Below are 26,577 nucleotides of genomic sequence, written 5' to 3' on the forward strand. Positions count from 1 at the left end.
GGGGTGACGAATGGATGTGCGTCAGGGCCGCAGCGAAACGGTCCGAAGTGACCGTTCACTTATCCGACATCCTGCTTTCGCGTGACCTTCCGCGTCGCCCACCCGGCCGGCACGCCCGACCGCCGACGCCCGCATTAAGCCGCCCGCTTCATTATCTGCGTGACGCCGCCCACTCACGCCCGCTAGCGTCCGCGGCATGGCGATACACCACCAGCGCGGATTGATCGGCGACGAGGGACTGACCCCGACCAGCGCCGCCGGCCTCACCTATCCGTTCGGTGACCACGCGCCGCGTCCCGGCGAGCTGGTGACGATCGCGCCCGGCATCCGCTGGTGGCGCGTGCCGATGTCGGGGCCGCTCAAGCACGTCAACGGACTGGTCCTCGACGATCACGACGAGCACGGCCCCGCGCTGCTCGCCATCGACACCGGCACTGCCAGCCCGCGCACGACCGAGGCGTGGCGCGCGATCCTCGACGGTCCGCTCGCCGGAGAGCGGATCGGGCGCATCCTGTGCACCCACATGCACCCCGATCATCTCGGGCTCGCCGGCTGGCTGTCGCGGCGGTTCGACGATGCACCGATCCTGATGACGCGCACCGAATGGCTGACCGCGCGAATGCTATCGTCCGACGCGCGACCCGAGGTGCCAGACGAGCAGGTCGCCTTCTGGCGCGGCGCGGGCTGGAACGACGACCAGATCGCCGAGGCCAGCAAGGGCGGCTTCGCGCGCTTTGCCAAGATGATCTCAGCGCTGCCGCTCGGCTACACCCGCATCCGGGACGGCGAGGTGCTGCGCATCGGCGACGCCGACTGGCACGTGGTGGTGGGCAGCGGCCACTCGCCCGAGCACGCCTGCCTGGTCGACTACGAGCGCCGCATCCTGATCGCGGGCGATCAAGTGTTGCCGCGGATCAGCTCCAACATCTCGCTCCACGCCGGCGAGCCCGGCGCGGACCCGCTCGGCGACTGGCTGTCCTCGATCGCGCGGTTCCGGCGATTGCCCGACGACCTGCTCGTCCTGCCCGGCCACGGCGACCCGTTCCACGGCCTCCACGCGCGGCTCGACGCGCTGGAACAGGAGCATCGCGACCGGCTCGACGCGCTCGTCGCGCACATGACCGAGCCGCGCCGCGCGGTTGATTGCTTCGCGCAATTGTTCCGCCGTCCGATCGGCCCCGACGTGATCGGCATGGCGACCGGCGAAGCGCTCGCGCATCTGCGCCACCTGGAGGTCACCGCCCGCGCGGTCCGCACCACGCGGGACGGCGCGTGGTGGTATTCGCGCGCCTGACACACCATTTACGTTCCGTGTCGAGCTTCACCACCCGCCCCCGCCCATTGCCGCAGATCGTTCGCGTCATCGACCTGGAAACCACCGGCTCCGCCCCGCCCGCGCACGCCGTGTGCGAGGTCGGCTGGCAGGACGTGGCACTGGGCGAGGACGGTCGTTGGGAGCTTCACGGTGACGGCGGCAACATCCTGGTCAACCCAGGGCGCCCGATGCCGCCCGTCACGCAGGCGATCCACCACATCCGCGACGAGGACGTCGCCGACGCGCCTTACTGGCACGACGTCGCGCGCCAGGTGCTCGACCCCTACCCGCGCCGCATCGCGCTCGCCGCCCACCGCGCCGCATTCGAGGAGCAGTTCTGCACGCCCGCGTTCACGCGCAACGCCGACTGGATCTGCACGTGGAAATGCGCGCTGCGGCTTTGGCCCGACAGCCCGTCCTTCTCCAATCAGGTGCTGCGTTACTGGCGCAAGCCGCACGGGCTTGAGCACGAACGCGGCCTGCCGGCGCACCGCGCCTTCCCCGATGCCTATGTCACCGCGCATCACGTGCGTGATCAGTTGAACGAGGCGAGCGTCGCGCAGTTGGTCGAATGGTCGAACGAGCCAGGCCTGCTGCCGCGCGTCCGCTACGGCCCCGATCGTGGCAAGGAATGGCGCGAGATCGAGGAGGAGAGCCTGGTCAAGTTCATGACCGATCGCGATCCCGATATCCGCTTCACCGCCGAAACCGAGATGGCACGGCGGCGCGGTGGCGGTCATGTCGGCCGCGCGACCGCGCAGGAACTGCTGCTGTAAACACCGGAACCGGCGGCGATCATAACCTATCGCACTTGTGATAGGTCCGTTTAGCTGCTTATCGCGGGCGCGATGGCCCGTTCGTCCACCCTGTTCGTGTCCCCCGCCGAGAGCCCGATCGGGAAGCGGCTGACCGCGCTGATGTCGATCGGCTTTCTCGCGCTCGTCGCCGCCGGGATCGCGGCGGCGTGGATGACGCAGCGCAATCAGGTCCACGCACGCTGGGTCGAGCACACCTACCGTGTCGAGAACACCATCCTCGACCTGCGTCGCCTGATAGAGGAAGGCGAAACGACGCGGCGCGGATATCTGCTCGCACCCGACGTCCCGATCCTCAAGGATGCGTACCGAAAGGCGGCCCAGGCCCTGCCGCTGCGGCTCGCCGCGCTCAACGATCTGATCGCGGACAACGATTTGCAGCGCCGCAATCTGGTGACGCTCAACCGCCAACTCGTCCCGATCGTCGAAGCGCGCGCGCGCTCTATCGCGCTGATCGATGGGGGCGACGTGGCGGAAGCGCGCGACCTGTTCCGCGCCGAAACCGCCTCGCGTCGCATGATCGGCGTGCGCCGCACGATGGACCGCATGATCGGGATCGAGCGCGTCCTGCTCACGCAGCGTGATCGCGAATTGCAGAACGCGATCCGCACCTTCTACATCATGCTGGCGCTGACGGGCGTGCTGCTGGTTCTGGTTGCGGCGATCTCGCTCGCGGCCGTCCTGTCCTATACCCGCGACCTCGCCCGCTCGCGCGACACCTTGAACGAGTTGAACGCCAATCTCGAGACGATCGTGCAGGATCGCACCGCCGACCTGACGCGCGCGAACGAGGAGATCCAGCGGTTCGCCTATATCGTCAGCCACGACTTGCGCTCCCCGCTCGTCAACGTGATGGGCTTCACCGCCGAACTCGAAGCCTCGACCCAGTCGCTCTCCACGCTGATCGATCGTGCCGAGGCGGAGGCGCCGCAGCTCGTCAGCGAAGACGCGCGCCTGGCGGTGCGCGAGGATCTGCCCGAGGCGATCGGTTTCATCCGCACCTCGACGCAGAAGATGGACCGGCTGATCAACGCCATCCTGATGCTGTCGCGCCAGGGGCGTCGCGTGCTGTCGCCCGAGCCGATCGACATGGTCGCCTTGCTCGAGAACATTCGCGACGCGATGACGCACCGGCTGACCGAGGCCGACGCCGAGCTGGTGATCGAGCAGCCGATGCCCGACCTCGTCAGCGATCGGTTCTCGATCGACCAGATCCTCTCCAACCTCGTCGACAATGCGGTGAAATATCTGAAACCGGGCGTCCCCGGCCGAATCACCGTGCGCGGGCGTCGGCTGGGCGGCCGCGCGGTCATCGAAGTGTGCGACAACGGTCGCGGCATCGATCCGCGCGATCATGCGCGCGTCTTCGACCTGTTTCGCCGTTCGGGCACGCAGGATCGGCCCGGCGAGGGCATCGGGCTCGCCACCGTCCGCGCGCTCGTCTTCCGTCTCGGCGGACATATCGATGTTTCATCGACACTTGGCGAAGGGGCCACCTTCCGCCTAACGCTTCCGCTCTCGCTCGAACCGCAGGACCGAACCGAATGAACGCCCCCAATCCTCAATCCGTCAACATCGTGATGATCGAGGACGACGAGGGCCACGCGCGCCTGATCGAGAAGAACATCCGCCGCGCGGGCATCCTGAACGACATCCGCCATTTCACCGACGGCACCACCGCGCTCGATTACCTGTTCAACGCCGAAGACGGTCCGCAGCGCAACGGCCCCGCGCTCGTCCTGCTCGACCTGAACTTGCCCGACATGAGCGGCACCGACATTCTCGCGCGCATCAAGGGCAGCGACGGACCGGTGCGTCGCACTCCCGTCGTCGTGCTGACCACCACCGACGACAAGGTCGAGATCCAGCGCTGCTACGATCTGGGCGCCAACGTCTACATCACCAAGCCGGTCAATTACGAGAGCTTCGCGCAGGCGATCCGGCAGCTCGGCCTGTTCCTGTCGGTGATCCAGGTGCCCAACCTGGACGACGGGCGCTAAGCTGGCGTGAGCGTGCGCCGCGTCCTCTACATCGACGACGACGCCGGTATCCGCCGGTTGGTCTCGCGCGCGCTGCAGCGTCGCGGCTACGCGGTGACGACCGCGGACGGCGGTGAGGCGGGCGTCGCCGCGGCGGCGAGCGAGCGGTTCGATCTGGTTGCGGTCGACCATTACATGCCCGGGATCGACGGGCTGGAGACGCTCGCTCGGTTGCGCGCGCTGCCCGATGCACCCGCGATCGTCTACGTCACCGGATCGGAGGAAAGTCGCGTCGCGATTGCCGCACTGCGCGCCGGTGCCGCCGATTATGTCGTAAAGACGCCGGGCGAGGATTTCTTCGACCTACTGGACGCGAGCTTCGCGCAGGTGATCGAGCGCCGCGCGCTGGAGCAGCAGACGCTGCGCGCCGAGGAGGATCTGCGCGCCAGCAATGCGCGGCTGGAGGCATTGCTCGCCGAGGTCAATCACCGCGTCGCCAACTCGCTCCAGCTCGTCTCGGCGATGGTGCGGATGCAATCGAGCGCGCTCTCCGACCCTGCCGCGCGCGCCGCACTGGAGGACACGCAGCGCCGCATCACCGCGATCGCGCAGGTCCACCGTCGTCTCTACACCGGCGACGCGGTCGAGAGCGTCGACATGCACGAATATCTGACCGCGCTGATCGACGAACTGACCGCGACCTGGTCGACCCCCGCCACGCCGCGCGCGCTGAAGCTCGCGGCCGAGCCGGTGCGGCTGCCGACCGACCGCGCGGTGTCACTGGGCGTGATCGTCACCGAACTGGTCAGCAACGCGTGCAAATACGCCTATCCGCACGGGCCGGGCGAGGTGCGCGTCGCGCTGACGCGCGAGGGCGACGCACGCTTCCGCCTGTCGGTCGAGGATGACGGTGTCGGCATCGGCGACGCGGTGCCCAAGGGAACGGGGGTCGGCACCAAGCTGATCCGCGCGATGGCGCAGAGCCTCGACACGATCGTCGAATACGATTCGACCCACCGCGGCACCCGCGCGATCCTCGCCGGTACGCTCTGACGCCAAGACCGCGTCGCGGACGTCCCCGCCCGCCGGTCAGGCCGCGCGTGCCTGCCGCTCGGGCGTGAACTCAACCTCAAGCCGTCGCAACGCGTGAACGAAATTGTTCGGCGCGATGTCGATCCCGCCCGACCAGCGGATGTCGGGGAAGCGCTGAAAAATCTGCCGGTACGCTTCCTCCAGCTGCACCTGCGCGGTCATCCGCCCGATGCAGATGTGCGGGCCGTAACCGAAGGCGATGTTCTTTTCCGCGTTGGCGCGCGTGATGTCGAAGCGGTCGGGGTCGGGGAACATCGCGGGATCGCGGTTCGCCGCGCCGTAATACATGATCACCTTCTCGCCCTCGGCGATCATCTGTCCGTTCAGCTCGACGTCGCGGGTGGCGGTACGGCGCATGTAGATGACCGGCGAGACCATCCGCGTGATCTCGTGCACCGCGTTGGTCAGCAGGCCGTCGTCCGCCTGCAACCGTGCCTTCTGCTCGGGATGCTCGGTGAACAGCTTCATCGCGCCCGACAGCGAATTGCGCGTCGTGTCGTTGCCCGCGAACACGATCAACAGCCACGCACCGTCGAGATACTCGCCCGGCAGTCGCTCACCCTCGACCTCGGCGTTGGCGATCGCGCTCATCAGATCGTCGCGCGGATCGGCACGCCGTTTCGCCAGCATGTCGCGGCCGTATTCGAACATCTCACCGACGTTCTTGTTGAACAATTCGATGAAGGCCGCGATCTGCGGGCTCGGCTCGGACAGACCGGCTAGCTGCTCGATCTGCTCGGCCGCGACCTGCTGCGCGAGTTCGAGGAAGTGGATCCAGCCGATGAACCGCTCACGATCCTCCGCCGGCACGCCGAGCATCTCGCATAATGTAAAAATTGGCAGACGCTGCGCGAACTTCTCGACGAAATCACATTTGCCCAGCGGCGCCATCGCGTCGAGCAAGCGCGTCACCTCCCCACCGACCCGCGCGCGCAACGCCTTGACGTAGCTGGCGGTGAAATATGGCATGTGCTCGCGGCGAAGCTGCCGGTGCGGTCGCCCGTCGAGGTTGATCATCGAATTGGTCGAGGCGGAGAACAATGTCGGGTGGCGCGTCTCCTCCGGCCCGAGCCCCATCAGGATGCCGCCCGCTTCCGACGAAAAGGTATCGGGGTCGCCGTTGACGCGCTTCACGTCCTCATATCCGGTCACCGCCCAGAAACCGACGCCCGCGTCCGCGCCGCCGGTGCGCGGTCCTTCGTGCCACATCACCGGCGCCTGTTCGCGCATGGCAGCGTAATCGGCCCAGGGCTGACCGCCGGTAAAGGCGCGGATGTCGGTCAGCCGCACGTCCGGCAGCGTCGGATAGGTGCGCGGGAAGTTCGGGCCCGGACGCCCCTCGACGATATGGTCGCTGACCAGATGCATGCGGCTCTCCTCCTCGCCCGGCAGGCTGTTGCCCACCGTAACTTTTGTTCTGGCGAGACTAAGCGCGTTCGTCGCGCGCGCAAAGTGCTTTCTAGCGGCGGCGGAACGAGGCGCGCGCGATCAGCACGCCGATGCCCAGCAGCACGATCGGCGCGAGCCACAACGGCCAGGTCTTGCCCCCGACCGGTGGATCGAAGGTCACGTAATCGCCGTAGCGCGCGATCAGCCACTGGCGCACCTGATCGGGACGCTCGCCGCCCGCGATCCGCTGCCGCACCAGCGCGCGCATGTCGCCCGCCATATCGGCGTCCGAATCGGCGATCGACTGCCCCTGACAGACGAGGCAGCGCAGCGTTTCCATCAGCGCGCGCGCCTCAGCTTCCTGCGCCGGATCGCGAAGCTGCGTGTAGGCGAGCGCGGCGGGGGGCCGCTGCGCGCTCGCGGGCGCAGCGGCGAGCGCAAGCGCGAGCGCGACGAGGAAGCGCCGCTTCACTCCGCCCGCTCCGCCTCGGCCAACGCCCGTTGCAGCGTGGCGACGTCCTCGGGCCGGATATCGCCGACGTGCTGCATACGGATCACCCCGCGGCCGTCGATCACGAACGTCTCGGGCACCCCCGACGAGCCAAGCGCTAGCTGCAGCCGGCTGGTCGCGTCGTCGCCGATCCGCGCATAAGGATCACCGTTGCGACGCAGAAAGCCGGTGATCGCGGGCCCAGTATCGCGGATCGCCACCGCGTCGATCCCCACGCCCGCGGCCTTCAGCGTCATCAACTGCGGTGCTTCGGCGATGCAGGGAATGCACCAGCTCGCGAAGACGTTGAGCAGCCGCGGCTTCCCCTGCCGGAAGTCCTTGTCCGACAGCCCCGCCTTCCCCGCAACCGCGGGCGGCAGGCTGAACGCGGGCAGTGGTTTTCCCACCATCGCGGAATAGACCGTACGATCGGCGGGCAGATACAGCCCCCACATCACCACCGCGACGATGACTCCGAACGCGCATAACGGCAGCCACACAAGCCAGCGCTTGGACCTACCCTGGTTCACGCGAACCACGCCATCTCGGCGCGGCGCCGCCGCCGCTGCCACCCGCGCCGCTGATGCCCGACGATCGACAGCGCGCCGCCCGCGGCAATCATCGCGCCGCCGAGCCAGATCAGCGTCACAAATGGCTTCCACCACAATCGCAACTGCCAACGCCCATCGTCACCCAGCGCGCCGAGCACGGTGTAGAGCTGCCCACCGGCCAGCGTCGCGATCGCGCTCTCGTTGGTGGTCGTCACCGGCGTGGTGAAATACCGCACCTGCGGGGCAAGCACGAACGGTGCGTCGTCGCCCTCGCGCACCGACAGCCGCGCCTCAAGCGCGGTCCAATTATCGCCGATCACCGGGCGCACCCCGTCGAGCGTGACCGTGAACCCCGCGACGCGCACCGGATCGCCGACATAGACCGCCGCCAGCCGCTCGGTCGTGAACGCGCTCGACGCCGCCATGCCCGCCAGGCTCACCGCCACGCCCAGGTGCGCGATCACCATCCCCCACAAGGTCAGCGGGGCGCGGCGCAGGTTGCGTTTCGCGAGCGGCGCGACGCTCGCCACCGCCAGCCCGGCGGCGAGCCCTAGTCCGGCGGTCGGCAGCACGCCGATCCATCCGCCCAACACGAACACGCCCACGCCCGCGAACAAGGCGGCGGCGATCGGCCATTGCAGCCGCTCGATCACCGCCGCGGCCTCATCGCGCCGCCACCGCATCAAGGGCCCCGCCGCCATCACCGCGACCAGGATGAGCGCGAGCGGCCCGACCGTCTTGTCGAAGAACGGCGCCCCGACCGACAATTGCGTGCCCATTGCGCCAGCAACGATCGGGTAGAAGGTGCCGATCAGCACGACGCCCAGGATCACCGACAAGAGCAGGTTGTTGACCACCAGCGAACCCTCGCGGCTCAGCGGATCGAACACATTGCCCTGCCTGACCGTGCCGACGCGCGCGCCGAACAGCGCCAGCGCCCCGCCGATGTAGATCACCAGCAACGCTAGGATGAAGCTGCCGCGCGTCGGGTCGACCGCAAAGGCGTGGACGCTCGTCAGGATGCCCGACCGCACCAGGAACGTGCCGATCATGCTCATCGAGAAGGCGACCACCGCCAGCATGATCGTCCAGGCGCGCAGGCCATCGCGCGTCGCCAGCACGCTGACCGAGTGGAGCAGCGCGGTCGCCGCCAGCCACGGCATCAGGCTCGCATTCTCGGTCGGGTCCCAGAACCACCATCCGCCCCAGCCGAGCTCGTAATAGGCCCAGTACGACCCCGCAGTGATCCCCAGCGTCAGGAACACCCATGCGCCGAGCACCCACGGCCGCATCGCGCGCGCGAACACCGGCCCGACGTCGCGGGTGACGAGCGCACCGACCGCGAAGGAAAAGGCGACCGACAGCCCGACATAGCCGGCGTAGAGCGTCGGCGGGTGAAAGGCGAGCCCCGGATCCTGCAACAGCGGGTTCAACCCCGCGCCGTCGGCGGGCGGCGGATCGGCGCGCGCGAACGGATTGGAGGCGATCAGCAGGAAGGCGTAGAACCCCAGCGCGATCGCCGCCTGCGCACCCAGCGTGGCGATCAACGTACGCTCGGGCAGCCGCCGCTCGAACTGCGCGACCGCCGCGCCCGCCAGCCCCAGGATCGTCACCCACAGCAGCATCGAACCCTCGTGGTTCCCCCATGCGCCCGCGAACTTGTACAACCACGGTTTCGCCGAATGGCTGTTCGCCGCGACCAGCGCGACCGACATGTCGGAGCCGAGGAAACACGCGATCAACGCCGCCATCGCGACCGCGACCAGCGCGCCCTGCACGATCGCGACCGGCCGCATCGCCGCCGCGACATCGGCGCGCCCACGCCTGAGCGCGATCACCGACAAGGCGATCTGCAACACCGCCAGGGTCGCGGCGAACCACAAGGCGGCCAAGCCAAATTCAGCGGTCATGCGGAGAAAGGATCAAGCGTCACGTCACCCGCCGCCTTACCTGCCTGCGCCGCCGAGAGCCAGCGCGGAGCGGAGCATCATTCTTTCGCGAGCGCATGCTCTTGGCGACGGGATGCTCGGTGACGACCGTTGGTGTTGAATTGTCGACGGTGAGGTCGATGAGCCCTCTGCGCCAAGGGACGGATCGCTTTTTAGGAGCCGCGGCAGACGATCCCGACTGCCTGATGTGGTTCTTCTATGATCGGCGCGAACGTGGGCAGGCGCGAACCAACGACGCCAAGCTGCTGTCGATTGCTGACGACGCGCTGCACCGGGCGATTTGGATGAGATGCGAGAACGGTGCGGTGCTCGCGTTCCATGACGGCGGTTTCGACGTCGATGGATGCGGTAGATCAGGTGAACGCGTCATGGCGACTGGCTTCCCGATCATCCCGAGGGTTTGGCATGTTCGATCGAGGCATGCGACTTCAGGGATGAGATCGTTCGTTGAAGCTCTATTATCGCTTGGTCGGCTCGGCCGCTTTTCGGCGGCAGATGTGCCCCTTTTCCGGTATGAAGCACTTCAACCCTAGGCGACGTAGAACACGCTCACCGAGGTAAGCAGCAGACCTGCTGCCACGAGGGCGAGCACGACGAATCGACGGGCGCCAAGCCGCTTCGGGTTCGGAAGCGTGATCATTCCCGGCTCATGCTGCTCGATGGCGCGCAGCGCGGATGCGTAGCTCTCTTCTTGTGCATGCAGGCGGTGCGCCACGAGCGCCGTTCCGAACAGGATCGGCCCTGCCAGCAGACCCGCCGCAGCCAGCCAGAGCGGTCTGGTGGTGGCAATCGCCGTCAACACGCCTGTGACGAGAGCGAGGTTGAGGCCGATCACCTGAAAGTAGAGGCGTCCAAAGTGCAGTCGATGATCGGCCAACACCCGGTACTGCACAAAGGTCTTGTCGCTGATCTGCACGGATTTGCCTCGGCTTCTTCACGTTCCCTTGACCGCGCGATGGGATGACGGTCTGAAGGTGGCAACGGGGTAGTTGATGTGCGTATTCTTCTGGTGAACGTACCACATCCGGCGATCGGCAGTCGCATCCCGAAGGAGCAACTGCCTCCTTTCGGCCTGCTGTGTGTAGGCGGTCCGCTGATCGATGACGGCCATGACGTGACGCTCATCGATGGCGAGCTTGGCCCCATGCCGCTCGGGACCTTAGTAGCGGAAATCGTCCGTCAAGCACCGGATGCGGTGCTGTTCGGCCATTCGGGGTCGTCGTCAGGTCATCCCATCATCGCAGAGGTGTCCGCCGCCGTGGCGCACGCGCTGCCCATGGCTCGCATCGTATATGGCGGCGTCCACCCGACCTATTTCTGGCGTGAGATCCTGCGGGACGAACTCCATGTTCACGCGATCGTTCGCGGTGAGGGCGAGGAGACCGCGCGCACGTTGATGCGCGCGCTCGAGCAGGGCGGCCCGCTGCATGACGTACCCGGTATCGCGTTCCGCCGCGGCAACGAGCCGGTCGGAACAGCGCCTGCGCCCGTCATCACCGATCTCGACGCCTATCGGATCGGCTGGGAACTGATCGACCACCGCCGGTACAGCTATTGGGGCGGCAAGCGCGCGGTCGTCATCCAGTTCTCACGCGGCTGTCCGCACCTGTGCAATTATTGCGGGCAGCGCGGCTTCTGGACGCGCTGGCGTCACCGTGATCCGGTCAGGTTGGCTAGAGAGATCGCGCACCTGCACCGCGAACACGGCGTCGAGGTGTTCAACTTCGCCGACGAGAATCCGAGCGCCGGGCGCAAGCCTTGGCGTGCCTTTCTCGAGGCGCTTATCGCCGAGGACGTCTCGGTCACGCTGGTCGGCTCGACCCGGGCCGACGATATCGTGCGCGATGCCGACATCCTGCACCTGTACAAGCGCGCCGGCTTCGAGCGCTTCCTGATGGGGATGGAAAACACCGACGAGGCGACGCTCAAGCTGATCCGCAAGGGCGGTGCCGTCGCCAAGAATCGCGAGGCGATCCAGCTGCTTCGCCGGCACGGTATCCTGTCGATGGTGACCTGGGTGGCAGGGTTCGACGATCAGACCGATCGAGACCTGTTCCGCGGCTTGCGGCAGCTCATCTCCTATGACGCCGATCAGATTCAGGCGCTCTACGTGACGCCGCATCGCTGGACGCCCTTCTTCCGTCTGGCGGCCGACCGGCCCGTGGTGCAGGCGGACAAGACGAAGTGGGACTATAAGCATCAGGTGCTCGGGCTCAGCCGGATGCCGCCCTGGCGCTTGTTTCTCTGGGTCAAGCTGATCGAAGCGGTCGCGCAGCTGCGGCCACGCGCCCTGCTACGTTGGGCGTGGCATCCGGACCCCAAGATCCGGCACGCGATCAGGTGGTATTATCGGATGGGCCGGCGGGTGTGGTTGCACGAGATCGCAGGTTTCCTGTTCCGTGATCGACGGAGCAACGACGGCCGAACGGTCGCTGACCATCTGGGCGCCGCTCAGGATCACGAGGAAGAAGCATCACGCGTCGCGCCTCGGCGGAAGGTTAGGACTCCCGCTCCCGCTTCCGCGTCAGCCGCATAGAGGCGCATCTTGCTCTCCACCGGCAGCAACATGCGGAAGGGTGCTTAGGTCGCGCCAGGGCTTTAGGGTGTTGAAAAGGCGAGCAAGGTCGGACTCAACGAGCGGCCGCTACGAAAACATAGTCCGGATGCACTGCGGCATCTGTCATCAACCTCGTTCGTGGCTCGCTACGTCGAGGCGGCTTCTGGTAATCTTCGTGTGCCAGATAGCCTGTGACGCACCCGCGGCGACCAAGCGGTCTGAAACCACGCAGCTTGATGCCTATTCGGCCGTGGAAGCGGGAAACGGTGTCAGAATAAAGGATCGATCGATCCGCTGACGTCTCCCCGCACAATGTGAGCCGGTATCCAACAAACGCATTCAGATCACCCCGAAGATCCTCGATGGTGGGTTGATCGCCAGCCATGGATACTGCGAGAAAAAAGAGAGTAGCTGTGATCATCAGATCATCAACCTTGCATAATCGCTAACTCCGCATTGACGCCAACCTCTCGCAAGTTCACGCCATCGTCTACCGATATGCTTGGTGCCGCGAGTCTGATCTACGCGGGCTGAGCGCGCCGCCCCTCCCTCTCACGCAGGTTCCATCACGGCCAGGATGTCGTCGACCTCGCCGACCGCGATCGCGCTATATTCGTCGCCGATCGCGTAGGGCAGCAGCACGCGCCGCCCGTGCAGCAGCCCGCCGCAGCTGTAGGTGACGTTGGGCACATAGCCGCCGCGCTGCTCAGCGCTGGGGAACAGCAGCGGCGACGGGGTGCGCATCAGCACCTTGGACGGATCATCCTTGTCGAGCAGGCACGCGCCGACGCAGTAACCGCGCACCATGCCGACGCCGTGGGTGAACACCAGCCAGCCCTCGTCGATCTCGATCGGCGAGCCACAATTGCCGAGCTGGACGAATTCCCACGGGTATTTGGGCGCCATGATGATTTCGCCCTCCTCCCACACGTCCATGTCGTCGGAGCGGAGCAGCCAGATGTTCTCGCTGTCCTGCCGCCCCAGCATCACGAACTTGCCGTCGATCCGCCGCGGGAACAGCGCCATCCCCTTGTAGCCGGTCATCCGGCCCTTGAGCGCGCGCATCTCGACTGTACGCGCGTCGACGCCGCGCAGCATCTCCTGCCGCGCCTCCTTGCCGTCGAAGGCGGTATAGGTGCCAAGGATGCTGCGCGTACCGTCGTCGTCGGTGAAATTGACCAGTCGCACATCCTCGATTCCCTGCCGCTGGCTCGGCAGCACCGGGAAGATCACCGTTTCCGACACGTCCTGGCTGTCCTCGCAGATCAGCCGGACCCAGCCGTCGTCGTGCGGCTCGACCTGCGGGGGCACGCCGTTGCTGCTGGGCGGATCGAGCGTCACGCCGTCGCCGCCGTCCCATTCGCCGGTGCGGAACGTCACGGAGGAGATATGCCCCTCGCCGATCCCGCGCAGCGACATCAGGAACCGGACCGATCCGGGGGTCGACGGCGCCTGGTCGTGCAGCGCCACCACGCTGGGGTTGAACAGCGCGGCCGACTCGAACGCATATTCCTGACTGAAATAAGCCCCGACCAGCAGCCGGTCGGTCTCATCGGTGCACGGATCGCCGATCTCGCCGCGCATCGCATCGTAGCGGCGCAGGAACGTGTCCTGCACGTTTCGATGCCGCTCGCACATCGGCACCATCAGCAATTGCCGCATGCGCGCGCGCATGTCTGGCGACAGCGCGAGCAACCGCTCCACCGCCGCCTTGATGCGCGGGGTACGCCCGTCGGCGAACGCATCGGGGTAGCCGAACGAGAACGGGCGCACGACCGTGCGGGACGGATCGGGGTGGAGTTCAAGCTCCAGTTTGCGGAACACGTCCGCCGCCTTCATCGCCTTGGGGTGCAGCCCGGGCGCCTGGATCGGCTGTTGCTCGCGCAATTGCGCCTCGCTGTGGGGAGGCACCTGCGTGTTGGCAGCAGCTTGGGTGGCCGGTGGCTCGGCCTGGTCGGCCTGCTCGGTGGCTGCGTAGCGCTGTTCGAGGCTCTGCGACATGGAAAGCTACTCCGGCGCGCGGTGCCTGACGCATCGCACTCGCGCCCCCAACGGCGTTGGGTAGATTCCGCTCCCGCCGCGATGCAAAACGTCACGCGCGGGCATGCGATGATGCAGATCAGCAACCTGGCCGAATGACGCGAGCGTCACCCGGCCGGTTCGTCACTCCCTCAACGACGCTCGTACGCCTTGGGCAGCGCACCCTCGGTCGGCGTCAGATAGCGGTCGCGCAGCTCGGTCTGGCGCGATCGCATCGGCTGCGGCTTGCCGTCGATCCAGATCGCGACCGGCTTTGACGACAGCTCCAGCGGATCACCGTCCCACATCACCACGTCGCCGCGGCGGCCGGCGCGAAGCGACCCGATCTCGCCGTCCATTCCCAGCGCCGCCGCCGGCCCGCTGGTGATCGCGGCGAGCGCGTGCCCCCAGTCGAGCCCGGTCGCACCCGGCACGCGCGTGATCGCGACCAGATTGCCCGCGAACTGCTTCACGACATGCTCGCCCGGCGCGTCATTGTAGCCGAGGGTCGAGAGCGCCACCGTCACGCCCGCGGCCGACATGCGCCCGACGTTCGATTCGGTCGCGGCGACCTGCTCGAACGAGGCGGGCAGATCGGCGAGCGCCTGCGCGATCACGGGCACGCGCGCGGCGGCGATCTCGCGCGCGACCAGCCAGCCTTCGGCGACGCCCACCAACACCAGCTTCACCTGCGGATAATCACGCTTCAATGACAGCACCGCACGGATGTCGCTCGCGCGCTCGACATGGACGAGCAGCGGCACGCGCCCGTCGAGCACCTGCACCAGCGCCTGCGCGTCACCGCGCTTGATCAGCGCGTCGCGCCCGCGGCCGTCGAATGCGGCGGGGCTGCGGCGGTAATCCTGCGCCTGCGCGAAGGCGTCGCGAAGTGCGGCATAAGCGGCGGGGCGGCTACCCCCGGCCTGCTGCGCGCCCTCTTCGCCCAGTTCGACATATTGGAACGCGCGCGGGCGGATCACCGCGTCGGCGTCGCCGCCCAGCCCGATCACCGCGCCCTGCCCTGCGAAGATCGACCCCGCGGTGCGCGGCGAGACGATCGCGCGCGTCACCCCGCCCAGCCGCTCGTTCGCGATCAGCACGCTCGACGGATTGATCGCGGGTGCGATGTCGATCGCGGCGTTGAACGGCGATTGCCGCGCGGTCACGTCGTTGCTTTCCTCGACCCCGGCGGCATCCTCCAGCCCCAGGTTGGAGAAGCCCGCGACGAAGCCGGGCGCGACCCATTTGCCGGTGGCGTCGATCACCTGCGCACCCGCGGGCACCGCGACCCCGCGTCCGGCGGCGACGACCCGGCCGTCCTGCACCACGACAGTACCGCCCGGAATCGGCGCGGAGCCGTCACCGATCGCCACGGTACCGCCGGTGATCGCGACAGTCTGCGCGGTTGCGGGGGCCGAGATGAACGCAGCGGCAGCGAGAAGGAAAGCGCGCTTCACTTGACGTCTCCCGAACCCGGCTGGCCGAGCTCAAAGTCACTCACCGGCCGCAGTCGCGGATTGTCCGCATCGTACAGCATCGCGCCGTCGACCCACACCTTCTCGGGCCGGGTATAGACGCTGAACGGATTGCCGTTCCACAGCACCACGTCGGCCATCTTGCCCGCGACCAGGCTTCCGGTCTTGTCGGCGATGTGGAGCGATTTGGCGGGGTTGAGCGACAGCCACTTCCACGCCGCCGCGTCGCTGATCTCGATGCCAGCGTGCCGCGCGGAAGCGAGCACCTTGGCGACTTCCTGGTTCAATCGCTGAATACCGTTCTCGTCGTCGGAATGGATCATCCCGCACGCGCCCGATTTCTCCAGGATCGCCAGGTTCTCACCGATCCCGTCGTAACTTTCCATCTTGAACCCGTACCAGTCGGCCCAGACCGCGGCGCAGGTGTTGTTGGCGCGCAGCAGATCGGCGATCTTGTACGCCTCGACCGCGTGGTGGAACGCCTCGACGTGGTAGGCGAACTCCTTTGCCATATCGAGCACATTGGCCATCTCGTCAGCGCGGTAGCAGTGGTTCTGCACCAGGATTTCGCCCGACAGCACGCCACGCAGCGTGTCCATCGCGATGTCGCGGTCGGGCATGTCGCCGCCGTCGGCGTCATATTTGTCCCACTTGCGCTTGTACGCCGCCGCCTTCGCCCAGGTCGCGCGGTCGACCGCGATATTGCCCATCCGCGTCGACGGCTCGCGACCCTTGGAGCCGTAGACGCGCTTGGGGTTCTCGCCGCAGGCCATCTTGAGGCCGTAAGGCGCGCCGGGGAACTTCATCCCCTGCGTCGTGCGCGCGTAGACGTTTTTCAGCACCACGCTGCGCCCGCCGAACAGATTGGCGGAGCCGGGCAGGATCTGCAGCGTGGTGACGCCGCCGTTCGCCAGCGCGCGGCTGAACCCCGGATCCTGCGGCCAGACGCTGTGCTCGGCCCAGACATCGGCGGTGACGGGCGCGGTCGCCTCGTTTCCGTCGCTCAGCGCGCGGATCTGCGGGCTGGGGTAATCGCCCAAGTGGCTGTGGATATCGATGATGCCCGGCGTCACGAACTTGCCGGTGCCGTCGATCGTCGTGACGCCAGCGGGTGCCGACACGCTCTGCCCGACCGCGACGATCTTGCCGTCGGCGAACAGCACCTGCCCGCGCTCGATCCGGTTGCCCTCGCCGTCGAACACGGTGACGTTGGTGACGAGCGTCGGCACACCCGGATAAGCGTGATAGGTCGAGGGGAACGGATCGCGCGAGTAAGGCTTGGGCGGCGCCTTTCGGGCCGGTGCATCGTTCGACGCGCTCCTCGGCCGGGCGCTCCCCTGCGTGCACGCCGACAGCATCAATGCGACGCTCGCCAGCATCCCCAGCGCCCGTCCGGCGCGCCCCGTTCTCATTCCCTGCCCCCGTTCTCGTTGTGGCAGCGATCCTGACGCGGGCGCCGGGGCCGCGCAAGCGCTAAACGATCGAGCTCGCCAAAGCCGTGTTCGATGAACAATTTGAGACAGACGTTACATCATGCGCCGCTGATCGACGTAGAGGTTACCGAAGATTAATCGATTAACGCTGATCCACTTATGTTGATTTTTACAAACGACTATATTGACGCACTTCGATCCAACGTTATTTGTAGCGTCGACAACAAGGAGCCAGGCGAAGTGAACGACGACGTGACGACCAACAACACGGTTGAGCTTGCAACCGAACTGACCATCGCCTGGCTTTCCAATCCCAACACCCGCGCCGCCAGTGAAGACGTGCCCGCCTTCCTGCAGCAGATGCATCAGGCAGTAAGCAATCTAACCGGCACCGGCGCACCCGAAAGCACCGAAGAGCCGCAGACCGAGTACACGCCCGCGGTGTCGGTGCGTAAGTCCTTGGCGTCGAAGGATCACATCATCTCGCTGATCGACGGCAAGCCGTACAAGACCTTGCGTCGTCACCTCGCCGGCCAGGGCCTGACCCCGGACGAGTATCGCCAGCGCTACGGTCTGAAGCCCGACTATCCGATGGTCGCGGAAAACTATTCGGAAGCGCGCCGCGATATGGCGAAGAAGATCGGTCTCGGTCGCAAGGCGGGTCAGACCAAGAACAACGCGTCCGAGCAGGCGGACGAGGCCGAGGCAGCACCCGCGCCGCGCCGCGGCCGCAAGCCTGCCGCCACCGAGGCCTGATCCCTCGCCACCTTTCTCCTCGCCCTTGATCGACGTACGCGCCGCACTCGCCACCCGGGTGCGCGCGCTGGTCGGATCGGGCGAGGTCGATCTGACGCGCCCGCCCGGCGACGACGGATTGTTCGGCCCGGACTCGGCCGCGTGGCGCGTCCACGGCGATTTCTCCGCCATGATGATCGGCGGCATTTCGGCGCTGCTGTTGCAGATGCTGCACCCGCTCGCGCTCGCGGGCGTGTGGGATCATTCAGGCTTCCGCGACGATCGCCACGGCCGGTTGAAGCGCACCGCACGCTTCATCGCCGCCACGACCTTCGGCTCGACCGCGACCGCGGAGGCATCGATCGCGCAGGTTCGCCGCATCCACGATCGCGTCATGGGCACGCTGCCCGACGGCACACCTTATACCGCCAACGATCCGGCACTGCTCACCTGTGTCCATGTCGCCGAGGTCGACAGTTTCCTGCGCGCCTATCTGCGCTACCGTGATCCCCGCATGAGCGTGGCCGATCAGGAGCGCTACGTCGCCGAAACCGCGATGGTCGCCGAAGCACTCGGCGCGACGGACGTGCCGCGGTCGCGCGCCGAGATCGAAGCCTATTTCGCGCGCATCCGCCCCGAGCTGCGCGCCGACCACCGCACGCGCGAGGTCGCAGCGGCACTGCTCGCGCCCGGTGATGACAAGGCTACCACCTCGGCGATGAACCTCGCGGTCGCCGCCGCGATCGACCTGCTGCCACCCTGGGCGCAGGCGCTGCACGGCCGCAGCCTGCCCGCCTTCGCCCGCCCCGCCGTTCGCATGAGCGCGAACGGCATGGGTGGCGTGCTGCGCTGGGCGTTGAAGCGCTAAGCAGCCCCAAGCCCGCCGTCACTCCGGACCTGATCCGGGGTCCCGCTCCTCTCGGCGTCGGTCGAGGAAGAAGCGGGGTTCGGGCCAAGCCCGGGATGACGGCGGTGGGATCAGTTACTCAGTTCACCACCACGGTGACCGCGCGGCGGTTCTGCGCGTAGCTCGCCTCGTCCGAACCGAGCGCGACCGGGCGTTCCTTGCCGTAGCTGATCACGCTGATCCGCGACGGCGAGACGCCGCGCGCCGCGAGATAATTCTTCGCCGCATTGGCACGGCGATCACCCAGCGCCAGATTATACTCGCGTGTGCCGCGCTCGTCGGCGTGACCTTCGATCGTGACCCGCACATTGGGGTAGCGCGTCAGCCACTGCACCTGCGTGTCGAGAACCGCGCGCGCCTCGCTGTCGATGTCATATTGATCGAGCCCGAACAACACGGTGTCGCTGGTCACCGATCGTTTGAAGTCGGCCGACGATCCCGGCGTCACCGCGCCCGCACCACCGTTCAGCCCGCCATTTGGGTCCTGGTACGCCGGCGGCGGCGCCTCGCCGGCGGCGGGCGGCAGGACCGCGGGGCGCTTCTTGGAGCAGGCCGCGGTCGCCACCAGCGCAGTCGCCAGCAACATCGTCGTCGTCAATCGTGCCATCATGCTTCTCCCGTGATGATCCCCTGGATGCCCCCAAGGCGGCGCGTTTGCGCGAAGGTAACGCGCGCTGCTGGTTGAACCAAATGCTTACGGCTGAAGCGGTCCCCACGCCGGATCGGACCCGTCGAGCGGCGTCGGGATGCGCCGCGCATTGACCCCGGTCAGATCGACCGACCACAGATCGGCCTTGCCGCCGCTGCCACCCCCGGTGCGGAAAAAGGTGATGACGCGGCCGTTCGGCGACCAGCTCGGTCCCTCGTCCTGATACCCGTCGGTCAGCAGCTTCTCGCCCGAGCCGTTGGGGCTCATCACGCCGATGCGGAATGATCCCGACAGCTTGGTGAACGCGATCAGGTCACCGCGCGGGCTCCACACCGGCGTCGCGTAGCGCCCGCCGCCGAAGCTGATCCGCTGCTGGTTCGACCCGTCCGCGTTCATCACGTAAATCTGCTGCCCGCCCGACCGGTCGCTCTCGAACACAATTCTGGAGCCGTCGGGCGAGTAACTGCCGCCGGTGTCGATGCCGGGCGAGTTGGTCAGCTTCTGCGGGGTGCCGCCGCCCGCGCTCGACACGCGGTAGATGTCGGTGTTGCCGCCGTCCGCGCGCGAGAACAGGATCCAGCGGCCATCGGGCGAGAAGCGCGGCGCGAACGTCGTCGCCGCATTCTGCACGACCAGCCGCTGCTTGCCCGTCCCGATATCGTAGACGTAGATCGCCGGGTTCTTGCCGACATAGCTCATGTAAACGATCGACTGCTGGTTGGGCGCGAAACGCGGCGTCAGCACGATCGACGACCCCGCGGTCAGGAAGCGATGGTTGGCGCCGTCCTGATCCATGATCGCCAGCCGCTTGATGCGATTGCCCTTCGGTCCCGTCTCCGAGACATAGACGACGCGGCTGTCGAAATACGGCCCCTCGCCGGTCAGCCGCGCATAGATTGCGTCGGCGCATTTGTGCGCGGCACGACGCCACTGCGACGGCGGCACGACGAAGCCCTGTCGCACCAACTCGGCGCGCGCGGTCACGTCGTACAGGTAACAACCGACCGTCAGCGACCCGTCGCCGTTGGCACGAATATAGCCCTGCACCAGCGCCTGCGCGCCCGTCCCGCCCCAGTAATCATAGGCGGGCGCGGTCACCTCGGGGAACATCACCGTGCGCAATTGCGCGGGCGGGATCGGGGTGAACAGCCCCGATCCGCGCAGATCGTTGGCGATGATGTCGGAGAGCTGCCGCCCCAGCGCATCGGTCGATCCCGCCGCGGTGCTGGTGACCGCGGGCGTCGGCATCGCCGGGATTGCGATCGGCATCGGCGCGGAGATGCCGCCCGTCACATCCACCTCCAGCGGCGGCGGCGTCTGTCCCGGCGCGGCTTGCGCGGGTAACTGTGGCGGTTGGGCACCGGCAGGCGGGTTGAACGAAACGGGCGGCACGTCCTGCGCCAGCGCTGGCGCCGCGAGACAGGTCAGCCCGAGAAGAAGCGCGCGAATCCTCACCGCAATTTCCAATTATAGTTGATGTTGCTCCACCCCCCGTTGGCGGTGGCATAATATTCGGCCGGCAGTTTGAGCGGCGAACACCCCTTGAACGCTGCGATCCCCAGGTCGACGACGCGGCGCGCGTAACGCTGGTTGTCGTCATCGACGCCGCGCTGACGCACTACGGTCGGCGTTGCCGACAGCGTACCGTCGCGGTTGAGCCGCAGGCTCAGCGTGGTCACGATCTGGTTCGCGCCGGGACCGGGGTCGACCTGACGATCGGCGCAAGGCTGGATCTGCCGCGCGATCGCCTGCTGAATCGCAGCGAGCGCGGCACCGTCGACCCGCGCGGCCGACGGCGGTGCGTCGCTGCTCTTCGCCTTGCTCGGCTCGGCGGACAGACCTTTGAGGAAGTCGGAACCGAGCCGCCCGCCGCGCGGCCGCTCGGCCCTGGCGGTCTCGGTCGCGCCGCTGCCGCGGTTGGCGGCAGGCTTCGCCGCGGGCTTGCCCGACGATTTGGCATCGCTGGTCGCGTTGCTCGGCTTGGACGCGCTCGCCTTACCGCTGCCGGTCTGTGCCGCGGGCTTCTGCGCCGGTTTGGCAGCAGGTTTCGCCGGGGCCGGCTTGGCCGCGGGCTTCGCAGCGGATTTCGCCGGCGCTTTCTGCTCGGCCTCGCGCACCGCGGGCTTGGGTTTCGGCTGCGGCTTGGGCGCGGGGACCGGCTTGAGCTTGGGCTGCGGTTTCGGCGGCGCGGGCTTGGGCGCGGGCTTGGCGGGCGCAGGCTTCGGCTCCGGGCGCGGTTCGGGCTTGGGCTCTGGCTTAGGTGCCGGTTTGGGCGGCGGTGCCGGCGCAGGTGCAGGTGCAGGCGCTGGCGCCGGTTCGGGCGCGGGCTCCGGCTCGGCGGCGGGCGGCGCCGCGTCCTCGGGCTCGCCTTCTTCCGGCGACACGCGCTCGGACGGTGCCTCGCTGCTCGCCGGCGCGGCCGCCTCCAGCGCGACCTCGGGCACCAAGCTGACCTCGACCGGCGTCTGCTTCAGCTTGACCGGATTGGGCGTGTCGAGAAAGCCGAGCGACATCGCGCCGAACAGCAGGACGTGTCCTGCGACGGCAACGCCGAGACCGACCTTCTCGGTGCGGTCCATCAATCCTCCCCGACCGTCACCAGCGCGACACGGTTCAACCCGGCGCGGTTCAGCTCGCCCATCACGCGCATCACCTGCCCGTAATCGAGCTTGCGGTCAGCGCGCAGATACACCTGCGGCGGCTCGGACCCACGCGCCGCCGCCGCGATCGCATCAAGCCGCGCCGAAAGCGTGTCGAACGACATCTCTTCCTTTGCGATGAAGATGCGGCCCTGTTCGTCGAGCGAGATTTCGGTCGGCTGCTTTTCCTGGTCGAGCGGCTTGGCGCGGCTGTCGGGCAGGTTCACCGGCACGCCCGCGGTCAACAGCGGCGCGGTCACCATGAAGATGATCAGCAGCACCAGCATCACGTCGACCAGCGGGGTCACGTTGATGTCCGCCATCGGCGCGCGCCGCCCGCGGCTCCGCCCGGAAGGAAGATGCATCGCCATCGCGTCGGCCTCTCAGCGCTCGCGGTCGAGCTGGCGCGACAAGGTCGCGTGGAAGCCATCGGCGAAGCGGTTCAATCGCGCCTCGATCCGGTTGATGCCGTGGCTGAACCGATTGTACGCGATCACCGCCGGGATCGCCGCGAACAGCCCGATCGCGGTCGCGAACAGCGCCTCGGCGATGCCGGGTGCCACCACCGCCAGGCTGGTGTTCTGCTGGCTCGCGATCGAGGTAAAGCTGCGCATGATGCCCCAGACGGTGCCGAACAACCCCACGAATGGCGCGACCGAGCCGACGGTCGCCAGCACGTTCAGCCGGTCGGACAGTTCGTCGATCTCCTTCGCGACCGCCGCGCCCATCGTGGTGGCAAGCCGGTCGCGCGTGCCCTCGCGGTCGATCACCTGTCCCTGCGTCGAGCGCCGCCATTCCGCCACGCCCGCCGCCAGCACGCGGGCCGACGGCAGATCGGCATTGCCCTTCGCCTTGTAGAAGGCGTCGATATCCTCCGCCTTCCAGAAATCGCGCTCGAACGTCTCGGTCGCCTTGCGCGTGCGCCCGACCTTCAGCCAGAACATGACAATGATCGCCCAGGTCCAGATGCTGGCGAGCAGCAGCCCCAGCATCACGCCCTTCACCACCCAGTCGGCCTGAAGGAACAAGGCGATCGGCGACAGCGTCGCCGCGTCGGTGTTCACTATCGGGTTCAAGTGACAGGCTCCCCAGTATCAAGATCGTTGGTAGGCGTTAGCGTGCGGTACAGGTCGAGCCACGCCGCCGGTTGCCGCCGCGGTCGCCCGTCGGGTCCGACCAGCGCCGCGGTGACGACGCCGCGCGTCAACAAGAGCGCGTCGCGCCTGACTGTCTGATGAATGACGACGCGCGCGGGCGTCACGGCCTCCACAGTGGACTCCACCACCAATGCGTCGTCGAGCCGCGCCGGCGCGGCATAGCGGATCTGGAGGTCGTGGATCGCATAGGCGCCGCCTCCGCCCTCGAAATGCGCGCGCTGGTCGATGCCGGCAACGCGCAGCATGTCCGACCGCGCGCGCTCCATGTAACGCAGGTAATTGGCGTGGTAGACGACGCCCGACAGGTCGGTGTCCTCGAAATAGACGCGCAGCGGGAACAGGTGCACCCTGCCCTCGAAGCCTCCACTCGCGGGCATTGGTCCGCCATCCGACATTCGTCGCGCTTTAACCAAGACTTGGGCGCGACGGAAGACCGCTCGCGGCAGGCTCGACACGCCGGTCGAGCGCGACCTAGTTCAGCGCGGACGCGTCCACGCTGATCCGCGGCAGGTCCTTTGCGACCAGCGGCGTCGCGCTCGCGGCGGGAACGACCTGCGTCACCACTTGCGCGCGTGGCTCACCACCCGGCACCGGCTGTACCGTCGCGGCGGTTGCCACCACGGGTGCGGCGAGCGGGCGCGGGCCGACCGGCACCAGTGCCGCCTGCGTCCGCCACGCATCATAAGCGCGAAAGAAGTTGGTGAAGGGCTGGTCCAGCGCCGCGAGCTGCACGCTCGCGAACTGCGCGAACTCCGCCTCGGGCACGGTCGGTGCGGCCGACAGCGCCTGCTTCGCCGCGGCACAGAAGCCAGCGCGCGCGAAATCCTGCGACCAGTAATTGTAGAGCCGTGTCATCGCGTCGTCGTAACTGTCGCGCCAGTCGCCGCCACGCGCCTTGAACTCGGCCGACAGGCTGGCCTCCGCCTTCGCCAGTACCGCTTTGCGCGCGGTCAGCATCGTGTTGTACGCCGCCGTCGTCTGCGCCTCGTCGCCGTCACGGCACGCGAGCGCCGCGACGTTCAGCGCGGTACGCAAATGCCACATCGTCGCGGCCTCGGTCAGCGCGCGATTCGGCGTGGCATAGCTGCCGTCCGCCATTCGCACGGGGATGACCATGCCCGGCCGCCCGCCCTTGGGCATCGGCGCCACGGCCGGCGCGGGCGCTGGCAGCGTCGCGACGACCGGCGGCGGTGCGGCGACCTTCGCGCAGCCACCGAGCAGCGCGACGACACCGACGACGGCGAGTTGATGGAGCGGCAACCTACGCATCACAAATCCTTCCCGCCCCCCGGCAGGACTCGCTGACTACACGGCCAATGGTTAACGCACGGTAATCATGCGGCGAAGCGTTCCCGATGTTCGTCGGCATCGTCGTTCGCCGCGCGCTCGCCCGCAGCTCTCCGCGATCGGCGCTGCCGACCGGCCCTGGCGATACGACGACCCACCAGGCGCGCCATCGTGCCCGAAACACCGCTGCATCGCGATGCCGTGATGGTCAGCACCGCGACGCCCGCCTCCACCAGCGTGCCGATCTCGAATGTCAGCGCCCATGAGACGAATTCCGGTGCGGCCAGCGACAGGAACCCGATCAGGTCACCCGCCTCGAACCACATCGCCGTGCCGACCACGACCGTGACCGCAACGGCCATCAGGATGTGCGACGGCGTGATCCGGTTGAGCGCAGCAGCGGGACGCTCGACCAACAGGTGGCGCAACCCCCGCACGTAACGGGCCTCGGGCGCGACCAGCATCAGCAACCATGCCCCGATCAACGCCGCACCGATCACCGCCATGCCGTCCTCCCGCGATAAGACCCAGCCTAGCGCATTCGGCGGGCGGCGCGACCGTCGCTCGCGGAGGCGCTTGGGCCCGAGTGCCGCGACCCCGCGGTTACGCCGCGCGGGCGCGCAGCGCGTCGGCGGCCTCGTTCATCAACTGCGCGATGATGTCGGCGATCGGTTCCTCGCGGGTCACCATGCCGACCGACTGGCCCGCCATCACGCTGCCGTGCTCGACGTCGCCGTCGATCACCGCGCGGCGCAGCGCACCCGCCCAGTAATGCTCGATCTCGAGCTGCGCCTCGGCCATCGCGACCGCACTCTCGTCCAGCCGCTGCGCGACCTCGCGCTGCTTGGCGGTGAACAGCTCACCGCCCGCATTCTTGAGCGCGCGCACCGGGATGACGGGCAGGCGCGGGTCGATCTGCACGCTCGCCACCGCGTCGCGCGCGCTCGCGCGGATGAACGCGCGCTTGAAGTTCGGATGCGCCACGCACTCGGTCGCGCACACGAAGCGCGTGCCGAGCTGCACGCCTGCGGCACCCATGTCGAGGTAACCCGCGATCGCCTCGCCGCGGCCGATCCCGCCGGCGACGAAGACGGGTACCTTGTCCGCGATCTCGGGCAGCATCTCCTGCGCGAGCACGCTGGTCGACACCGGGCCGATGTGCCCGCCCGCCTCCATCCCCTCGATCACCAGCGCGTCGACACCGCTGCGGATCAGCTTCTTCGCCAGCGCCAGCGTCGGCGCGAAGCAGATGACCTTGGCGCCCGATGCCTTGATCGCCTCCAGCGAACCCTTGGGCGGCAATCCGCCCGCGAGCACGACGTGACCGACGCCGTGGCTGGCGCAGACCGCAATCAGCTCGTCCAACTGCGGGTGCATCGTGATCAGATTGACCCCGAACGGCCGCTTGGTCAGCGCCTTGGTGCCTGCAATCTCCGCGTCGAGCAGCGCGGGCGTCATCGCGCCGCACGCGATCACCCCGAACCCGCCCGCGTTCGACATCGCGGCAACCAGGTTGCGCTCCGACACCCACGACATCGCGCCTGCCATGATCGCGACCTCGGACCCGAGAAAGGCGCAGCCGCGTTCCATGCGGCGGGACAGGCGATCGGCGCCGACGTTGTTCATCTCGTTCATGGACAAGCCCTAGCGCGGGCGGCGCAATGGAGAAAGCATGAAGCAGGCATCGGGCGAACTGGCGATCCAGACCCGCGGACAAGGGCTGGTCGAGATCACGGACGAGGTGACGCGCTGGCTGGACGGGCAGGCGATCGAGACCGGGCTGCTGACGGTGTTCTGCCGCCACACCTCGGCGTCGCTGCTCATCAACGAGAACGCCGCCCCCGCCGTCCGCCGCGACATACAGCGCTATTTCGCAAAGGTTGCGCCTGAATCACGCGACTACGAACACGACGACGAAGGCCCCGACGACATGCCCGCCCATCTGCGCACCGCATTGACGGACGTGTCGCTCTCAATCCCGATCGCACGCGGCGCGCCCGTGCTCGGCACGTGGCAGGGCATCTACCTGTTCGAACACCGCGCCGCACCGCACCGCAGGCGCGTCGCGCTCCACGTCATCGGCGAGTGACGCTCCCGTCATCCCGGGCTTGACCCGGGATCCCGCTTGTTCGCGCCCGA

27 protein-coding genes are annotated in these 26,577 nt (G+C 67.7%); 10 read left to right on the forward strand and 17 right to left on the reverse strand.

The features are described from left to right. Positions 1-196: 196 nt before the first annotated feature. From Q0579_RS11960 to Q0579_RS11980, 5 genes are all read left to right on the forward strand, one after another. Entirely contained in the window at positions 197-1,294 is a 1,098-nt protein-coding gene (locus tag Q0579_RS11960) for an MBL fold metallo-hydrolase (RefSeq protein ID WP_298812564.1), read from the forward strand. A gap of 17 nt (positions 1,295-1,311) precedes the next feature. Continuing rightward, on the forward strand, positions 1,312-2,091 hold the full coding sequence (locus tag Q0579_RS11965; RefSeq protein WP_298812566.1) for a 3'-5' exonuclease: 780 nt from the start codon (positions 1,312-1,314) through the stop codon (positions 2,089-2,091). A 72-nt stretch (positions 2,092-2,163) separates the two neighbouring features. Beyond that, complete coding sequence (locus tag Q0579_RS11970; protein WP_298812568.1) at positions 2,164-3,678, forward strand: sensor histidine kinase; 1,515 nt, start codon at positions 2,164-2,166, stop codon at positions 3,676-3,678. Beyond that, a complete protein-coding gene (locus Q0579_RS11975) occupies positions 3,675-4,130 on the forward strand; it encodes a response regulator (RefSeq protein ID WP_298812571.1) in 456 nt (151 codons plus the stop codon). Before Q0579_RS11970 ends, Q0579_RS11975 begins: the two co-directional genes overlap by 4 nt. Positions 4,131-4,136: 6 nt before the next feature. Next, positions 4,137-5,162, forward strand: a complete 1,026-nt coding sequence (locus Q0579_RS11980; protein WP_298812574.1) for a response regulator — start codon at positions 4,137-4,139, stop codon at positions 5,160-5,162. Between the two features lie 36 nt (positions 5,163-5,198). On the opposite strand, the gene Q0579_RS11985 is transcribed toward Q0579_RS11980, so the two are convergent. From Q0579_RS11985 to Q0579_RS12000, 4 genes are all read right to left on the reverse strand, one after another. Beyond that, positions 5,199-6,605: a cytochrome P450 gene (locus tag Q0579_RS11985; protein ID WP_298812577.1), complete on the reverse strand. Its 1,407-nt coding sequence runs from the start codon at positions 6,603-6,605 to the stop codon at positions 5,199-5,201. 55 nt (positions 6,606-6,660) lie between these two features. Beyond that, positions 6,661-7,062, reverse strand: a complete 402-nt coding sequence (locus Q0579_RS11990; RefSeq protein ID WP_298812578.1) for a cytochrome c-type biogenesis protein — start codon at positions 7,060-7,062, stop codon at positions 6,661-6,663. Continuing rightward, positions 7,059-7,535: a DsbE family thiol:disulfide interchange protein gene (locus tag Q0579_RS11995; RefSeq protein WP_298813151.1), complete on the reverse strand. Its 477-nt coding sequence runs from the start codon at positions 7,533-7,535 to the stop codon at positions 7,059-7,061. The genes Q0579_RS11990 and Q0579_RS11995 overlap by 4 nt, the downstream gene beginning before the upstream one ends. Before the next feature lie 71 nt (positions 7,536-7,606). Then, complete coding sequence (locus Q0579_RS12000) at positions 7,607-9,541, reverse strand: heme lyase CcmF/NrfE family subunit (RefSeq protein WP_298812580.1); 1,935 nt, start codon at positions 9,539-9,541, stop codon at positions 7,607-7,609. A 119-nt stretch (positions 9,542-9,660) separates the two neighbouring features. Between Q0579_RS12000 and Q0579_RS12005 the strand changes: the two genes are divergently transcribed. Continuing rightward, positions 9,661-10,113 carry a hypothetical protein gene (locus Q0579_RS12005; RefSeq protein ID WP_298812583.1) on the forward strand — a complete coding sequence of 151 codons (453 nt, stop codon included), beginning with the start codon at positions 9,661-9,663 and terminating at the stop codon, positions 10,111-10,113. On the opposite strand, the gene Q0579_RS12010 is transcribed toward Q0579_RS12005, so the two are convergent. Continuing rightward, the gene (locus Q0579_RS12010; RefSeq protein ID WP_298812585.1) at positions 10,110-10,496 is read right to left on the reverse strand and encodes a hypothetical protein; all 387 of its coding nucleotides are present in this window, start codon (positions 10,494-10,496) and stop codon (positions 10,110-10,112) included. The two genes, Q0579_RS12005 and Q0579_RS12010, sit on opposite strands and share 4 nt — an antisense overlap. Positions 10,497-10,574: 78 nt before the next feature. On the opposite strand from Q0579_RS12010, the gene bchE reads away from it, so the two are divergent. After that, positions 10,575-12,116: a magnesium-protoporphyrin IX monomethyl ester anaerobic oxidative cyclase gene (gene bchE, locus Q0579_RS12015; RefSeq protein WP_298812587.1), complete on the forward strand. Its 1,542-nt coding sequence runs from the start codon at positions 10,575-10,577 to the stop codon at positions 12,114-12,116. A 573-nt stretch (positions 12,117-12,689) separates the two neighbouring features. On the opposite strand, the gene Q0579_RS12020 is transcribed toward bchE, so the two are convergent. The 3 genes from Q0579_RS12020 to Q0579_RS12030 form a co-directional block, all read right to left on the reverse strand. Further along, a complete protein-coding gene (locus tag Q0579_RS12020) occupies positions 12,690-13,976 on the reverse strand; it encodes a glycoside hydrolase family 130 protein (RefSeq protein WP_298813152.1) in 1,287 nt (428 codons plus the stop codon). Positions 13,977-14,308: 332 nt separating this feature from the next. Beyond that, complete coding sequence (locus Q0579_RS12025) at positions 14,309-15,613, reverse strand: amidohydrolase family protein (RefSeq protein WP_298812590.1); 1,305 nt, start codon at positions 15,611-15,613, stop codon at positions 14,309-14,311. After that, a complete protein-coding gene (locus Q0579_RS12030) occupies positions 15,610-17,043 on the reverse strand; it encodes an amidohydrolase (protein WP_298812593.1) in 1,434 nt (477 codons plus the stop codon). Before Q0579_RS12030 ends, Q0579_RS12025 begins: the two co-directional genes overlap by 4 nt. 261 nt (positions 17,044-17,304) lie before the next feature. Here Q0579_RS12030 and Q0579_RS12035 point away from each other — a divergent pair, with 261 nt between their 5' ends. After that, entirely contained in the window at positions 17,305-17,820 is a 516-nt protein-coding gene (locus Q0579_RS12035) for a MucR family transcriptional regulator (protein WP_298812597.1), read from the forward strand. Positions 17,821-17,845: 25 nt separating this feature from the next. Next, entirely contained in the window at positions 17,846-18,667 is an 822-nt protein-coding gene (locus Q0579_RS12040; protein WP_298812612.1) for an oxygenase MpaB family protein, read from the forward strand. A 118-nt stretch (positions 18,668-18,785) separates the two neighbouring features. Here the strand turns inward: Q0579_RS12040 and pal are convergent, their stop codons facing one another. The 9 genes from pal to Q0579_RS12085 all read right to left on the reverse strand — a co-directional run bounded on the left by pal (position 18,786) and on the right by Q0579_RS12085 (position 26,073). After that, on the reverse strand, positions 18,786-19,313 hold the full coding sequence (gene pal / locus Q0579_RS12045; protein WP_298812615.1) for a peptidoglycan-associated lipoprotein Pal: 528 nt from the start codon (positions 19,311-19,313) through the stop codon (positions 18,786-18,788). A gap of 87 nt (positions 19,314-19,400) precedes the next feature. After that, complete coding sequence (gene tolB / locus Q0579_RS12050; RefSeq protein ID WP_298812617.1) at positions 19,401-20,810, reverse strand: Tol-Pal system beta propeller repeat protein TolB; 1,410 nt, start codon at positions 20,808-20,810, stop codon at positions 19,401-19,403. Continuing rightward, positions 20,807-21,934, reverse strand: coding sequence for a cell envelope biogenesis protein TolA (locus Q0579_RS12055; RefSeq protein ID WP_298812619.1), 1,128 nt, complete (start codon positions 21,932-21,934; stop codon positions 20,807-20,809). The genes tolB and Q0579_RS12055 overlap by 4 nt, the downstream gene beginning before the upstream one ends. Further along, on the reverse strand, positions 21,934-22,365 hold the full coding sequence (gene tolR / locus Q0579_RS12060) for a protein TolR (protein WP_298812621.1): 432 nt from the start codon (positions 22,363-22,365) through the stop codon (positions 21,934-21,936). Before tolR ends, Q0579_RS12055 begins: the two co-directional genes overlap by 1 nt. Before the next feature lie 12 nt (positions 22,366-22,377). Further along, positions 22,378-23,070: a protein TolQ gene (gene tolQ, locus Q0579_RS12065; RefSeq protein ID WP_298812623.1), complete on the reverse strand. Its 693-nt coding sequence runs from the start codon at positions 23,068-23,070 to the stop codon at positions 22,378-22,380. Beyond that, positions 23,067-23,528, reverse strand: coding sequence for a YbgC/FadM family acyl-CoA thioesterase (locus Q0579_RS12070; RefSeq protein ID WP_298812625.1), 462 nt, complete (start codon positions 23,526-23,528; stop codon positions 23,067-23,069). Before Q0579_RS12070 ends, tolQ begins: the two co-directional genes overlap by 4 nt. Positions 23,529-23,622: 94 nt before the next feature. Further along, complete coding sequence (locus Q0579_RS12075) at positions 23,623-24,420, reverse strand: hypothetical protein (RefSeq protein WP_298812627.1); 798 nt, start codon at positions 24,418-24,420, stop codon at positions 23,623-23,625. A 65-nt stretch (positions 24,421-24,485) separates the two neighbouring features. Then, the gene (locus Q0579_RS12080) at positions 24,486-24,908 is read right to left on the reverse strand and encodes a hypothetical protein (protein WP_298812629.1); all 423 of its coding nucleotides are present in this window, start codon (positions 24,906-24,908) and stop codon (positions 24,486-24,488) included. A gap of 133 nt (positions 24,909-25,041) precedes the next feature. Then, positions 25,042-26,073, reverse strand: a complete 1,032-nt coding sequence (locus Q0579_RS12085) for a nitronate monooxygenase (protein ID WP_298812631.1) — start codon at positions 26,071-26,073, stop codon at positions 25,042-25,044. Positions 26,074-26,110: 37 nt separating this feature from the next. Here Q0579_RS12085 and Q0579_RS12090 point away from each other — a divergent pair, with 37 nt between their 5' ends. Further along, on the forward strand, positions 26,111-26,527 hold the full coding sequence (locus Q0579_RS12090) for a secondary thiamine-phosphate synthase enzyme YjbQ (RefSeq protein WP_298812633.1): 417 nt from the start codon (positions 26,111-26,113) through the stop codon (positions 26,525-26,527). Positions 26,528-26,577 lie beyond the last annotated feature (50 nt).

Origin of the sequence: uncultured Sphingomonas sp. (genome assembly GCF_936927845.1) — a bacterium.
Classification (GTDB): Bacteria; Pseudomonadota; Alphaproteobacteria; order Sphingomonadales; family Sphingomonadaceae; genus Sphingomonas.